13 protein-coding genes are annotated in these 13,262 nt (G+C 48.5%); 4 read left to right on the top strand and 9 right to left on the bottom strand.

Features of this window, described 5'->3' with window-relative positions; translation table 11 throughout:
* Positions 1-10: 10 nt before the first annotated feature.
* From L0Y31_RS02405 to nusB, 7 genes are all read right to left on the bottom strand, one after another.
* Positions 11-1,672, bottom strand: a complete 1,662-nt coding sequence (locus L0Y31_RS02405) for an amidase (RefSeq protein ID WP_234735525.1) — start codon at positions 1,670-1,672, stop codon at positions 11-13.
* Positions 1,673-1,717: 45 nt separating this feature from the next.
* Complete coding sequence (gene coaE, locus L0Y31_RS02400) at positions 1,718-2,353, bottom strand: dephospho-CoA kinase (protein WP_234735523.1); 636 nt, start codon at positions 2,351-2,353, stop codon at positions 1,718-1,720.
* The gene (locus L0Y31_RS02395) at positions 2,350-3,063 is read right to left on the bottom strand and encodes a YbbR-like domain-containing protein (protein WP_234735522.1); all 714 of its coding nucleotides are present in this window, start codon (positions 3,061-3,063) and stop codon (positions 2,350-2,352) included. The genes coaE and L0Y31_RS02395 overlap by 4 nt, the downstream gene beginning before the upstream one ends.
* Positions 3,064-3,177: 114 nt before the next feature.
* Complete coding sequence (gene yajC, locus L0Y31_RS02390) at positions 3,178-3,486, bottom strand: preprotein translocase subunit YajC (protein ID WP_234735520.1); 309 nt, start codon at positions 3,484-3,486, stop codon at positions 3,178-3,180.
* A gap of 17 nt (positions 3,487-3,503) precedes the next feature.
* Positions 3,504-3,953, bottom strand: a complete 450-nt coding sequence (locus L0Y31_RS02385; RefSeq protein ID WP_234735519.1) for a DUF1573 domain-containing protein — start codon at positions 3,951-3,953, stop codon at positions 3,504-3,506.
* Between the two features lie 26 nt (positions 3,954-3,979).
* On the bottom strand, positions 3,980-4,282 hold the full coding sequence (locus L0Y31_RS02380) for a YtxH domain-containing protein (protein WP_234735518.1): 303 nt from the start codon (positions 4,280-4,282) through the stop codon (positions 3,980-3,982).
* Positions 4,283-4,387: 105 nt separating this feature from the next.
* A complete protein-coding gene (gene nusB / locus L0Y31_RS02375; RefSeq protein ID WP_310587130.1) occupies positions 4,388-5,542 on the bottom strand; it encodes a transcription antitermination factor NusB in 1,155 nt (384 codons plus the stop codon).
* Positions 5,543-5,821: 279 nt separating this feature from the next.
* Here nusB and L0Y31_RS02370 point away from each other — a divergent pair, with 279 nt between their 5' ends.
* Together L0Y31_RS02370 and L0Y31_RS02365 are read left to right on the top strand one after the other, a co-directional pair.
* Positions 5,822-7,603 carry an ABC transporter ATP-binding protein gene (locus tag L0Y31_RS02370; RefSeq protein ID WP_234735517.1) on the top strand — a complete coding sequence of 594 codons (1,782 nt, stop codon included), beginning with the start codon at positions 5,822-5,824 and terminating at the stop codon, positions 7,601-7,603.
* Positions 7,604-7,698: 95 nt separating this feature from the next.
* A complete protein-coding gene (locus L0Y31_RS02365; protein WP_234735516.1) occupies positions 7,699-9,609 on the top strand; it encodes a CocE/NonD family hydrolase in 1,911 nt (636 codons plus the stop codon).
* 3 nt (positions 9,610-9,612) lie between these two features.
* Here the strand turns inward: L0Y31_RS02365 and L0Y31_RS02360 are convergent, their stop codons facing one another.
* Complete coding sequence (locus L0Y31_RS02360; protein WP_234735515.1) at positions 9,613-10,170, bottom strand: GNAT family N-acetyltransferase; 558 nt, start codon at positions 10,168-10,170, stop codon at positions 9,613-9,615.
* A gap of 9 nt (positions 10,171-10,179) precedes the next feature.
* Complete coding sequence (locus L0Y31_RS02355; protein WP_234735514.1) at positions 10,180-11,280, bottom strand: mandelate racemase/muconate lactonizing enzyme family protein; 1,101 nt, start codon at positions 11,278-11,280, stop codon at positions 10,180-10,182.
* A 170-nt stretch (positions 11,281-11,450) separates the two neighbouring features.
* Here L0Y31_RS02355 and L0Y31_RS02350 point away from each other — a divergent pair, with 170 nt between their 5' ends.
* Together L0Y31_RS02350 and L0Y31_RS02345 are read left to right on the top strand one after the other, a co-directional pair.
* Positions 11,451-11,894 (top strand): response regulator, encoded by a 444-nt coding sequence (locus L0Y31_RS02350; RefSeq protein ID WP_234735512.1) that lies wholly within the window; start codon positions 11,451-11,453, stop codon positions 11,892-11,894.
* 202 nt (positions 11,895-12,096) lie between these two features.
* Positions 12,097-13,248 carry a BamA/TamA family outer membrane protein gene (locus tag L0Y31_RS02345; RefSeq protein ID WP_234735511.1) on the top strand — a complete coding sequence of 384 codons (1,152 nt, stop codon included), beginning with the start codon at positions 12,097-12,099 and terminating at the stop codon, positions 13,246-13,248.
* Positions 13,249-13,262: the final 14 nt, after the last annotated feature.

Raw genomic sequence — 13,262 nt, 5'->3', positions numbered from 1 at the left:
CCTTTTTGCTTTATAAGTTGGGGTGTTTCTGGTGCCAGGTTGTTGCGTCCTGATACGCTTTGGCAATCGCGAGTACTTTTCCTTCTTCGTACAACTGACCCGTAAACGTAATGCTGGTTGGCAAGCCTTTAGCATTAAAACCATTGGGCAACACAACGCAGGGGTGCCCCGTCAGGTTAGTAACGGTCAGGTTGCCGCCCCGGTATGTGGGTGAAATGTAAACATCTACCTTGGCTTTTTTCAGCGTGGCGTACATGGCGTCGATGAGCTTGGTACGCACCCGGTTAGCCTGAATATACTCCACGGCAGGGATAAAGCGTGCCGAACGAAATTCATTGGGCCACGAATTTTTAAACTGCCGCACCATCAGGTCATCTTTCCCGGAGCGCGTTAGCTCGTCGAACGCGGCGGCAGCTTCGGCACTCAAGAGAAAAAGCAATTTGCTGGCAGGTAGGTCGGGTAAATCGATGGGGACTAACTCCGCACCCTGCTTTTTTAGAAGATCAAGTGCTGCCTGATCGCTGGCTTTGGTCGAGTAATCGCCATCGAAGCCAATTTTAACGTAACCGATGCGTACACCTTTCAGCGAATTTACAGGCGCATACCGAAAAGGAGCGGAGACCACCGTTTGATCAGCTCCATCGGGGCCATAAATCGCATTAAACACCAGGGCGCAGTCTTCGACTGAGCGCGTCATGGGGCCAATTTTGTCCATCGACCAGCTAAGGGCCATCGCTCCGTGACGGCTTACACGACCAAATGTAGGACGCAAACCCGTTACTCCGTTGACTGTGGATGGCGATACAATCGACCCCAGCGTTTCGGTACCAATGGCAAATGGAAGTAAACCAGCCGCAACTGCTGAACCCGAGCCAGCCGAGGAGCCACTGGAACCCGCTTTCGTATCCCAGGGATTACGGGTCATACCACCGAACCAGACATCGCCCATCGCCAGTTCGCCCAGCGTCATTTTTGCGCACAAAACAGCCCCTGCTTTCTCTAACCGCTGAATAACGGTAGCGTCAAGGTCAATGGTTTGGTCCTTGTAGGGGACAGACCCCCAGGTCGTTTTATAGCCTTTTTTGGCCAGCAGGTCCTTCGCGCCATAGGGGATACCATGCAAGGGACCCCAGTATTTACCGGCCTTAATTTCCGTGTCTGCCCGACGAGCTTGCTCCAGGGCCAGCTCTTCTGTTAAGGTAATGACGCACAGCAACTTTGGGTTATAGGTTTTTAGCCGGTTTAGAAAAAATTTGGTCAGCTCAACGGATGTAATCTGGCGTGTACGAATGAGTTCACCGAGCTGGGCAACCGTGTAATAAGCAAGGTCAGTTCGATTGGCTGGTAATGCCACTTTACCAATAGGGCTGGCCTTAAAGGAACTAGCTCCCTGCGGCATCTGAAAACCGGCTGGCCGGGGATTGAAATAGAGTGCCGGAGCAACGTCGTTACTTAGATCAATTTTCCGAATGGCTTCGTAATCACTGCGTTGATCGTTCAGGTTGCCGAGCATGGAGTCACGCTCAGCCTCCGAAAACTCTAGTCCCAGAAGGCGGGAGGCCGCATTTGTTAAATCGGCAGTGATGGGCTTTTTAGGGTCGTCACTAGCCATGAAAGCACCTGCTCCGAAGCTAACGGCGCAGGCAATCAGCGGAAGAATATATTTTCGCATGGATTTAGTTTGGTGATGATTCGTAAAGGCAAAGCAGACGCTTTTCTAGGCGTTCTGCGATGACGAAAATAAGCGATGAAGTTGGATAACCTGCGGAATTAACAGGCTTTTCTCGTCGTTATGAATGACAAAATCAGCGATGGCCAGCCGCTCGGCTTCGGTTGCCTGTCGGTTGATAATGTTAATAATTTCTTCTTCCGTGCGGTGCGGATCGCGTTTTCGAATGCGCTGAAGGCGTAGTTCGAGCGGTGCCTGAACCACGATTACCTTATCAAGCGTATTGCCATCGCCCGCGGCTTTCATGATTGCCGCTTCTTTGACAACATAAGGCAAGTGCTGGTGCGTAGTGACCCAGGATGCTGTATCGGCGTAAACGCGTGGATGAATCAAGGCGTTAAGGCTTTGCAAACGTTCGGGGTGATTGAACACCTGCGCAGCTACCCAGGCGCGGTTATACTGCCCGGATAGCAGGTCACCCGCCGGCATGTAGGCGTTAGGCCCCAGTAAACGAATGATATCTGCCCGCAAAATCGCATCGTGGTTAACCAGCCATTTCGCTCGTTCATCGGCTTCATAAACCGGAATCCCTAAAGCGTTGAAAATGCGGCAAACCAGGCTTTTTCCGGTACCAATACCACCGGTTACACCAATCTGTAAGGGACGCGGCTCCGAAGCATTCATTTGGGCGTGGATGGAGTGGGTAAAGGCTGTAAGAGTTCGGCCACTTCAAAACTAACTTTCACACGGTTGGTGCTGACCTTCAGAAGGGAGTTGTCCGGGTAGTTTAAGGGGACTTCACCGTCAAAATTGTTGGTAATTCGCTGCTCAGGAATGGATATCCGCAAGGTATCGGGTAAACTGCCTACAATTCGCGCCGGACCATCTACCTGAACCGTACGGGGTTGTATATTAATTAGGCTGGTAATGATGTAATGATCCTCCAGATCAATAGCACCGCTGTCGACCGCAACGGGGATGATCCGCTCGGTCCGTCGGTCAAACTCAAGCGCCAGCGTATCGCCCGCCACCGTATTGACGTGCACTTCCTTGGTTTGTTCGGCTACCGAAGCCGTCAATTGAGACAAGTTAATCGACGTAGCGCGAAGGGGATCGGTAATCCGGTAAACAACGGGTTTATTCTGAAAAGGAAGCCAAGTCTTTCGTAGCAGAATCCAGCCATTTCCCGACACATTAACCGTAATGTTTTGGGGAAGCGGAGAAAGCGGAATAAAGGTATTCCGGTCGTATTCAAATTGAATTGGATACTGGATGTTAACCGTGTATTTGTCCTTATTCAGGGTATTCAGAAGCCAGATCAACGTAGCTAGCAACAGGCAAAGCAGCAGCGTTGGCAGGTGAATGGGGCGGGGTGATGAATTACTTAGAGACACGCACAATTTTCAGTTAACAGTTCTCACAGATCTCGTGGTGGCAAATTACCTGAAAATTTAAAAACCGGATAGAAATAACTATCCGGTTATCTAAAAGATAGGCGTTACGCGAATTTAGGCGGGTGTTTTAACCGATGCCTCGCGTGAAATTGCCGTTTTTTCAAAAGTCAGCTTAAGACCTTTATCTAGTTCTAAAGTAACGGTAGCCGCCTCAACGGAGTAAACTTTACCGTGCAAACCACCAATGGTGACAACATTATCGCCTTTTTTCAGATTGTCAATGAATGACCGCTGGTCTTTCTGCTTTTTCTGCTGCGGACGAATCATGAAAAAATAGAAAACACCAATAATACCCACCCACATGACAATGGTCATAATGGTCTGCTGATCAAGGGCCTGCAATAAAATGGATGAAAGAGTCATACGTAGGTTTATACAAGTTATTTACTAGCCGTTTGCGTGGAGTCTGCTTTGGGTTTTACCAAAGCCCGGAATGCCAACTCGGTATATTCTGGTTTGGTATTCGCGTATACCGTTACGGTTTTGTTCTGCTCTCCACGTTTGCCTGCACTATTAAACCGAACCTTAATCGTTGATTCCTTGCCCGGCTCGATAGGCTGTTTGGGCCATTCGGGCGTGGTACATCCACAGGATACATTGATATTGCTGATGATAAGCGGGAAACTGCCTTCGTTTTTGAACTTAAAATCCCGCTCCACGACCTGCCCTTCCGTGATAGTCCCAAAATCGTAAACGCCCTCGTCGGCGAAAACAATTTTAGGCAGCTTATCCGCGTATTCTTCTGTTTCTGCTGCGGCACTTTTATTGCTTCGATCGCAGGAAGTTAACCCGATTCCGATCAGGAATATTCCAAAAATAATGCGTTTCATTGTGTTTTATTAGCTCGCCCGAGTCCTTAAGAACCCTGGCGTTTAATTTGATCCATCAGCCGGTCAACGTCCTCCAACAGACGCTCCGCTTTTTCGCGGGCGTCGTTCACAACGCGCTGGCCTTCCGTTTTGGCAAAGCTTTCGGGTAAGTCATTTGAGTTCAGTATCTCGTTCAAAAGACCTTCCAGTTGATCACGGTATTTAGAGAGGCGGTACGTTAAGCGGTCGCGGGTAACAGCTCCTTTGTCAGGAGCATATAACAATCCTATAATCGCGCCAGTTGCGCTACCAACCAGGAAAGAAATCAGGGTTTGACTCGTTCTGCTCATATCTTCAACAAGTGGTTTTGTAAGTTGTCACTCAGGAAAGTTTCGCAAGATAGGAAACATGCCTAATTTACGAATAACCATTTAGATTAAACAACGTTACAATAATTAACGGTTATCTAACAATCCTCGGCCACTCTTCCGCAATTTGCCCGTTGTTTTTAGCTTCTCAGCTAAACTGTCCAGAATACCATTGACAAACTTGCCGCTTTTCGGAGTACTATAGGATTTTGCCAGCTCAATGTATTCGTTGATAGTCACTTTCACCGGAATGTTCGGGAAGTTCAACAATTCAGTGAGGGCCAGTTTCAGGATAATTTTGTCTAGAAACGCAACCCGCTCGACATCCCAGTTAACCAACTGTTCGGCCAGCAACGCTTCGTATTCTTCGTCATTCTCCAGGAATTTTTTATACAGGGTATCGATAAAATTCTTATCTTCTTCCCAGTCGTCCGTCAGCGCTACGAGCTTGATGCCTTCGGCTGTCTGAACGGATTTCAATGTTTTGATGGCCATGCTTCGGGCCAGATCGCTGTTTTCGGCCCAGTGAAGAACCGTTTCTTCGAAGTAGTGCCGGGCAATCTCGTGTTTCAGAACCAGGTTGCGCAGAATATGCTGAACAATCTGCTGTTCTTCATCATCCGTGTGCTCGTGCTTTGTGCAATATTCCTGGTACATTTCGTCCCGTTTCAGGACATCAATGTAGATTTTACGAACCAGTGGCAACTCATTGCTCCAGGAAATTCCCCGGCGCAACGTTTCCAGTTCCAGCGGTTTGTAGTCTGCCAGCGCGCGAATAACGCGGTTACGATCCAGGCCGGATTCTTTCGAAACCTGGGGCGCATCGGGATCATCGTAGAGCCGTTCGCGATCCAGACGGGCCACGTGAGCCAGATCTAGCAGCAACACCAATACCCGAATATAAGAATCATCGATGGTGCGTACTTCTTCAATAATCTGCTGTACTAACTGATTCCGTTCTTTAACCGTCTTGTTCTTATACAGCACCAGCGCATCGTTGGCCGCCCGCCACACCCGGTAGGGCATTTCGTCGTCTTGAGCGAGTGAACCTTGTTTCAAACCTTCCTCAAACAGGAGGGACGCCAGGCGGCGGTATCCTTCCAGTTGCTGGAGGTTTTGGGGCTCCATGGAATTAAGGTCTGGCTGAAACTGACTAACAATAGAATCGATCGCCAATTGCTGGTTAGACAATTCAACCTGACGCAGGCCATAAAGTGCCTGCATCACTTTTATACGTAACAAACGTCTGCTTAACATCCTTTTAATAGTTCCGCGGGACTGCTTGAACAGTCCGCTGTAGCGGCAAGAAACAAAGAACTTGCGTGAAATGGTTTTCGTTGGCAAAGGTACGGAGAAAGGAGGAAAGAAGTAAAGAAGGACAGGAATAAAGGAACGAACCGGCTGAATTCAGCCGGAAAGGAAGCCGTTTCCGGTTCGGTTGCAACCAATCCCGGCCTGAATCTGTTAGCAAGCTGGACCCCCTCGGCATCCTATAGTCAAAATATTACTGATTCGCTGTTTGTGAAAGCTCTTGCTCACCTTAATAAGTATTTGATTAAGTATAAATGGTATCTGATCTGGGGTACTGTTTTTACGATTATCTCCAATCTCTTTGGCATCTTGCCGGCGCAATTGGTTCGCTACGCGCTGGACCTGGTGCGCGAAACACTCGATATTTATTTTCTCTACAACGGCAGCCGTTTACAGGCGGATCTCTACAGCATCTTTGCCTTTAGTATTTTGCTCTATGGTGTGATGATTCTGATCATGGCACTTCTGAAAGGGTTTTTCCTTTTTCTGGTTCGGCAGACGCTGATTGTCATGTCCCGGCATATTGAGTACGATCTGAAGAATGAGATTTACGACCATTATCAAACCTTACCCCTTAGTTTTTACCGCCGTAACAACACGGGAGATTTAATGGCCCGCATTTCAGAGGACGTCAATAAGGTGCGGATGTATGTTGGCCCTTCCATTATGTATGGCCTCAACCTGATCACGCTGTTCATTCTGGTGATTTCTTACATGGTTTCCATCAATGCCCGCCTGAGCTTGTACGTGCTGTTACCGCTCCCCGTTTTGTCGGTGACGATTTACCTGATTAATAATATAATTATCAAGCGGTCGGAAGAAATTCAGCAAAGTCTATCGCGGCTTTCAACGTTTGTGCAGGAGGCTTTTTCGGGGATTCGCGTGCTGAAATCGTTTGTCCAGGAGAATGTTTCTGCAGAAAATTTTACGCGGGAAAGCGATATTTACAAAGACCAATCCCTGCGATTGACGCGCGTTGATGCCCTCTTTTTTCCGCTAATCGTGACGCTGATTGGCTTGAGTAACATTCTGGTCATTTACGTGGGTGGTCAGGAAATCATGGCCGGGCGATTGACGCCGGGAAATATTACTGAGTTTATCCTTTACGTAAACATGCTGACGTGGCCGGTGATGGCTTTGGGTTGGACAACCAGCCAGACCCAACGGGCAGCGGCCTCACAACAGCGGATCAACGAGTTTCTGTCCGCAAAAACGGATATTGTTTCGGAGAAAAACGTGTCGCACGATATTCAGGGGCAGATTGAGTTTCGGGATGTGCAGTTTGTTTATCCCGACTCAGGCATTGTTGCCCTGAAGAACTTTAGCATGAGTGTGAAGGCGGGAGAAACGGTCGCCATTCTGGGCACAACCGGCTCGGGCAAAAGCACCATTGCCAACCTGATTACGCGCATGTACGATCCAACGGGCGGCGAAATTCTAATTGACGGTATTCCGCTAAAAGATTACAACGTCGGATCGGTACGGCGGCAAATGGGCTACGTCCCGCAGGAAGTGTTCTTGTTTTCGGACACCATCAGCAACAACGTACGTTTCGGAATGCCGGAAATGAAGCAGGAAAAGATTGAGAAAGCGGTTAGTGACGCCGATCTGCTCCGTAATATCATGGAGTTTCCAGAACAGTTTGAAACGCGAATTGGTGAACGGGGCGTTACTTTGTCGGGTGGCCAGAAGCAGCGTTTGTCTATTGCCCGCGCTATTGCCCGCGAGCCAAAAATCCTGATTCTGGACGACTGCCTCTCGGCGGTTGATACCAATACCGAAAATATTATTCTAAATAACCTGCGCCGGATCATGGAAAACCGGACTTCAGTGGTTATTTCCCACCGGGTTTCGTCGGCCAAACTAGCCGATAAAATTGTGGTGATTGATAACGGACAAATCGTGGAGCAAGGCACCCACAGCGAGTTGATCGCCCGAAACGGCGCTTACCGTGAGTTGTACGAAAAGCAGTTGCAAACTGAAGAAGTGTAGGGACTGACGAACGGCACAAACCAAGTGCTGTAAGCCGATTATTTCGCATTTCAGCTATATTTGCGGGTCGGTTACCTATATCAACAAAGCTATCAATGACTCACTGGTTTACCTCAAAATTCCATTTCGCAAAGGCACAGAGAATTATCCTGTGCCTTTTACTTTTTCTTTTAGGCCAAAAACTGGCTGCCCAAAGCTTTGTTAACAAAGTCGATTCCCTTTACATCCGGGAGAATTACACCAAGATTGAGCGGATGGTGCCAATGCGGGACGGCGTGAAGCTCTTTACCGCGATTTATATTCCTAAAAACACATCGCAGAAGTATCCAATCCTGCTGGATCGGACGCCCTATAGTGTAGCTCCTTATGGAGAAGATAAGTACAAAACGCAAATTGGGCCTTCGATGCTTTTTGCGCGGGACGGGTATATTATTGCCTATCAGGATGTGCGGGGTAAATACATGTCGGAAGGCGATTTTGTGGCGGTTCGGCCTTATATACCCAATAAAAAAGGAAAAACGGCCATCGACGAAAGTTCAGATACGTACGATACCATCGAATGGCTGCTGAAAAACATTCCCAACAACAATGGTCGCGTGGGAAGCTGGGGAATCTCTGCCCCCGGTTTTTATACGACCATGACGGCTATTGACGCGCACCCCGCACTGAAGGTAGCCTCGCCGCAGGCTCCCGTAACAGACTGGTTTATGGGCGATGACCGGCACCATAATGGCGCCTTTTTCCTGATGGGCACTTTTGCCTTTTTGTCGTCGTATGGCCAGCCCCGACCCCAGCCAACGCCCAAAGGAGCGCCGAGTTTTGCGGCTTACGGAACGCCGGATTCATACCAGTTTTACCTGAATCTGGGGCCGGTAAAAAACGTAAACGAACGGTATTTCAAGAATCAGAATGCCATTTGGAATGAGATGATGAATAACGAAACGTACGACGCTTTTTGGCAGGCTCGTACGCCCGTTCCGCACCTGAAAAATATCAAACCTGCCGTGCTGACGGTAGGTGGCTGGTTCGATCAGGAAGATTTATACGGTCCGCTGAAAACCTACGCAGGAATCGAAAACAACAAGCCGAAGTCACCGAATTTGCTGGTGATGGGTCCCTGGATTCACGGTGGCTGGTCACGTGGGAATGGTGACGCATTGGGAAACATTCGGTTTGATGCTAATACGGGGCCTTTTTACCGGGAGACTATCGAACTGCCTTTCTTCAATCACTATCTGAAAGACGCTCCGAATCCGCAGCTGCCAAAGGCGTATATTTTCGAAACAGGCTCAAACCAGTGGAAAAAATACGACCAGTGGCCGCCGAAAGATTCCGAAGAGAAAAACTTGTACCTGCATCCTAACGGCAAGCTTTCGTTTGATGCGCCAAAACGCGATCAGGCTTTCGATGAATACACCAGCGATCCGGCGAAGCCCGTGCCGTATACGTCTGAAATCCGTATTGTACGCGGCAGTGATTATATGTACGAAGATCAGCGTTTTGCGGCCCGCCGCCCGGATGTGCTGGTCTATGAATCAGAGCCATTGACGGAAGATGTTTCCATTTCGGGTAATGTGATGGCTGATTTATTTGTGTCAACGACCGGCACCGACGCGGATTTTGTGGTTAAATTAATTGACGTTTATCCCGACGATGCGCCCAACAATAGCCCGATTCCGGGCACCAAAATGGGAGGCTTTCAATTGATGGTCCGAGGTGAGGTAATGCGGGCCAAGTTTCGCAACAGTTTCGCCAAACCAGAGCCGATGAAACCAAACGAAGTAACCGAAGTCAAATTTGACATGCAGGACGCCGCTCATACGTTCCGCAAAGGGCACAAAATAATGGTGCAGGTGCAGAGTTCTTGGTTTCCGCTGGTAGACCGCAATCCGCAAAAATTCGTCAATATTTATCAGGCTACCGAAGCCGATTTTCAGAAAGCGACGCACCGGGTTTATGTGAGCGAAAAGCAGCCTTCCCACGTGAAAGTGCGCGTTCTGAAATAGCAATCAGTGCCAGTCCCAAACCAGCACGTTCCAAGTCTCGTCGTACATCGGATCGAAATGGTCATGAATTTTCTGGAACCCAACGCGCTCATGAGCGCGTTGGGACCGGCTGTTGCGCTGGGCCACCTCGGCCACGGCCAAATCGTAGCGACCGCTCAACTGTTGCTTAAAGTGCTGGTACAACTGATCAAAAAGTCCCTGGCTTCGGTAACCATCGCCCACGCATACCTGACCAACCACGATGTAATTGCTTCTGGATAAAGATTTTTCCTGAAAATCCACCCTGTTAAGTGTGTCAACCATTGACGTGAGCAGCAAGCTTTCGGAACTCAGGGAAGGGTGGAGGGGAAGGCAGTAACCCGCTACCGTGTCGCCGTCTTTTGCAATAATTCCCGGCTCGATCTCCGCCATTTTTTTCAGGAAAGGAATATCATATTCACTGACCAGGAACCCCTGGCTGTGCGCTGTATCTGCTTCGATAAGACGGCGAAGATTCCGGCGTTGTAAATCCAGAATACCTTGCAAATCCTGCTCGGTCTGGGCTTGAGTAATGACAAGCATGGTTGACAATTAGCTTATTTCGATTTTTTCGAGATTTCTCAGGTAAGCCTCCGATACCGATGCACCGATTCCGGGTGCGTCGGGCAGCTCCACCGTATAGCCGTCGTAGCGAATGCCATCAAGTACAGGATCTTTGGCGTGTTCGAAGGGGCCATCAAGGTCATAAAAAAGTACGTTTCGGCGCGCAGATGCAAAATGAGCCTTGGCCGTCATGGCTAACCGTGATTCAGACATACACCCAATCATGCACGGAATGCCGGCAGCTTCGGCAATGGCGTTAATTTTCAGGGCGTTAAAAATACCCCCGCTTTTTGACAGCTTGATGTTAAAGTAATCCACCGCTTCTTCCTGCGCCAGGCGGAGTGCATCCCGGTGGTCGAAAAGGGACTCGTCGGCCATGATAGGTACGCGGGTTTGCTGGCGTAAACGCTTCAGATCGGCGTAATTCGGTCGTTTAACGGGTTGTTCGCAATACTCAATATTCCAGTCCTGAATGGTCGTTAGCACGGTTCGGGCCGTAACAAAATTCCAGCCCTGGTTGGCGTCCGTTCGAATTGGAATCTGATCCCCAATCGCGGTTCGAATGGCTTCTATTCGCCGGATGTCGTCGCGCGCATTAGTGCCTAACTTAACCTTAATAGCCACACCGCCCTGCGCCTGGATGCGCAAAGCATCCTGAACCATGCGTTCGGGCGTATTTAGATAAATTGTTTCGTCGGTGACGAGCGTCTGCTTCGAACCACCCAGAAAGGCATAAAGGGGCATCCCGGCAGCCTTGGCGGCCAGATCATATAGCGCCATATCGATGGCGCTCTTAATGGTAGAGCTACCCGGTAAGTAATTATCCAGTTTTTGTAGGTTTCCTTCAATATCCAATGCATTCTGTCCAAGCAGAAGGCGGGCAAAATCCTGGGCCGCCGCGAAGCCCGTTTCCTGGGTTTCGCCCACAATCATCCAGAACGGCGATCCTTCGCCCCAACCCACAAACCCCTGATCAGTATGAATGCAAACAAGCAGATTCCGAGCGTTTTCGATGGTTCCCAGTGAAATGGCAATGGGAGCTTTTAGTGGAATGTTGTATTTATAGATAACAAATTTGGTAATCAGCATGAAAATAAAATTAGGCAGGTAAATTATTGATTCTGGCGGGCTATTCTGATTTATTGAAAAAATAAAATAGGGTTATGTTAACATATATGACTGATTTACAGTTTTTTCTTTAGCGCTAGGATAAATGCATTATCTTTGTTTAGATTATATCTGCAAAATAATTTTCAATTATGACGGCTCCAAATGAATCTTTTGAGATACTGATTGTAGATGATGAGCCTAGCCTGCTCGATTTACTGAGCCGCGTTTCAAAAAAGGTATTTTCAGAAGCGAACATTACCGGTTGTATGAGTCCTCAGGCTGCGCTGGACCATCTGTCAAACGGAAAAAAGAACTTGCCTAATCTGATTTTATTGGATATTGATTTGAAGCAATCGGTGAATGGCCTTATGCTGATTCCTGTCTTACTAGAGCAGCTTCAGCGGAAAGTGCCCATTGTCATTTTGAGCAGTTCGAATGCCAATCAAGACATTGAACAGGCTTATCGTTCGGGGGCGGCGGCATACACCCGGAAGCCAGATAGCCTTCAGGAATGGAAATCGTACGTAGACATGCTGAAAAGATACTGGTATCAGCTCAACCGTTTGCCCTTTCGCGACTTCTCGAATAATTAAGCTTCTCCCTGAACTTGCTGGTTAAATAAATTCAGTTTCTTTCCCTCATTTTAAACCTTGGAAACCCTTAAAGCACGCTCAAAATGGTGTTTTTTAGGGTAATTATTGGCCAAAACCAGCCAGTATTCTTGTCTTCTAGGATAAGTGAACCAAACATCAAGTAGGACGCTTTGTTAGGTAGGTAATTAGTTCTGACAGGCACATGCGTTCTCGGGTAGTAAGGAGTGGATTATTGATTCTTTTATGGCTATTGCAGCAATCTACCCAGGCGCAGACCTTCCGTCCCTGGCAGTGGGTAAAACAGATGGCAGGACAGTTTGTGAGTGATACTGCTTCTCCCGCCAAGCCTCGGTTTTTACTTTATCCAACCATTGCCTACGCTCCCGAAACCAGCCTGGAACTGGGGATATCCTCTGTCTACCTGTATCACGCCAAAAATGATTACGAAAAAAACCGGTTAAGTGAGGCACAACTTTTCGGTTTTGTAACGCTGCTGGGTCAGTACGGTCTTAACCTCGATCACGCCCTTTATGGTGATGACGATCGCTATTTTTTTCTGGGGAAAGGGCGTCTGCAAAAATTTCCGCTGCTCTACTACGGCATTGGCCCAAATACATCGGGAAGTAATTCGGCAACGGTAGACGCCCTGAATATTCAGCTTCGGGAGCGGGTTTTGCGTAAGATTCGTCCTAACTTCTTTGGGGGAATAGAGGCTGATTTTCAGCGGTTAAGCAGTGTGAATTTTCATCAGCCAGAAGATGGCAATCCGTATCCGCTGCCACTAGGAGGTACTGGTTCGACCAACATCGGGCTTGGCTTGGGTCTGGTGTATGACAATCGGCACAACGTGATGAACGTCCGGGATGGCTTTTTTGCAGAAGTAGCTTATTTGAATTACAACCGGGCCTGGGGTAGCAACCTGAATTTCACAAATGTCAATGTCGATTTACGACTCTATCGGCCCGTCCGGGAGCAACAGGTACTTGCCTGGCAGGCTTTTGGGTCGTTTCAGAACGGAAATGTTCCCTTTAATCAATTGGCCTTACTGGGCGGCGAAATGTTGATGCGAGGCTATTATGCCGGGCGGTACCGGGATAAAAACTACGTAGCTACCCAGCTTGAATACCGCTTTTTGCCGCTGCCGTTCAGCAAACGCCTGGGCGCAGCCGCCTTTGTGGCTGCGGGAACCGTTGCGCCTAAAATAGGGGCGTTTCAAATCAAAAATATTTTGCCAACGGGAGGCTTCGGCGTGCGGTATTTTCTGTATCCTAAGAAAGATATTTTCCTGCGACTGGATGTGGGCTTTACCCGCGAAGGGCCAGGTTTCTACATTTTTACGGGTGAGTCATTTTAAGGCTGGCAGATTGT

Origin of the sequence: Tellurirhabdus bombi, from assembly GCF_021484805.1 — a bacterium.
Lineage (GTDB): Bacteria > Bacteroidota > Bacteroidia > Cytophagales > Spirosomataceae > Tellurirhabdus > Tellurirhabdus bombi.
The sequence above is the reverse complement of the archived record's forward strand: the minus strand, read 5'-3'. Positions and strand labels throughout refer to the sequence as shown.

Excerpts from the sequence above, each read along its gene's own strand:
- L0Y31_RS02405 (WP_234735525.1), bottom strand. The coding sequence starts at position 1,672 with ATGCGAAAATATATTCTTCCGCTGATTGCCTGCGCCGTTAGCTTCGGA.
- coaE (WP_234735523.1), bottom strand. The coding sequence starts at position 2,353 with ATGAATGCTTCGGAGCCGCGTCCCTTACAGATTGGTGTAACCGGTGGT.
- yajC (WP_234735520.1), bottom strand. The coding sequence starts at position 3,486 with ATGACTCTTTCATCCATTTTATTGCAGGCCCTTGATCAGCAGACCATT.
- L0Y31_RS02385 (WP_234735519.1), bottom strand. The coding sequence starts at position 3,953 with ATGAAACGCATTATTTTTGGAATATTCCTGATCGGAATCGGGTTAACT.
- L0Y31_RS02380 (WP_234735518.1), bottom strand. The coding sequence starts at position 4,282 with ATGAGCAGAACGAGTCAAACCCTGATTTCTTTCCTGGTTGGTAGCGCA.
- L0Y31_RS02365 (WP_234735516.1), top strand. The coding sequence starts at position 7,699 with ATGACTCACTGGTTTACCTCAAAATTCCATTTCGCAAAGGCACAGAGA.
- L0Y31_RS02360 (WP_234735515.1), bottom strand. The coding sequence starts at position 10,170 with ATGCTTGTCATTACTCAAGCCCAGACCGAGCAGGATTTGCAAGGTATT.
- L0Y31_RS02355 (WP_234735514.1), bottom strand. The coding sequence starts at position 11,280 with ATGCTGATTACCAAATTTGTTATCTATAAATACAACATTCCACTAAAA.
- L0Y31_RS02350 (WP_234735512.1), top strand. The coding sequence starts at position 11,451 with ATGACGGCTCCAAATGAATCTTTTGAGATACTGATTGTAGATGATGAG.
- L0Y31_RS02345 (WP_234735511.1), top strand. The coding sequence starts at position 12,097 with ATGCGTTCTCGGGTAGTAAGGAGTGGATTATTGATTCTTTTATGGCTA.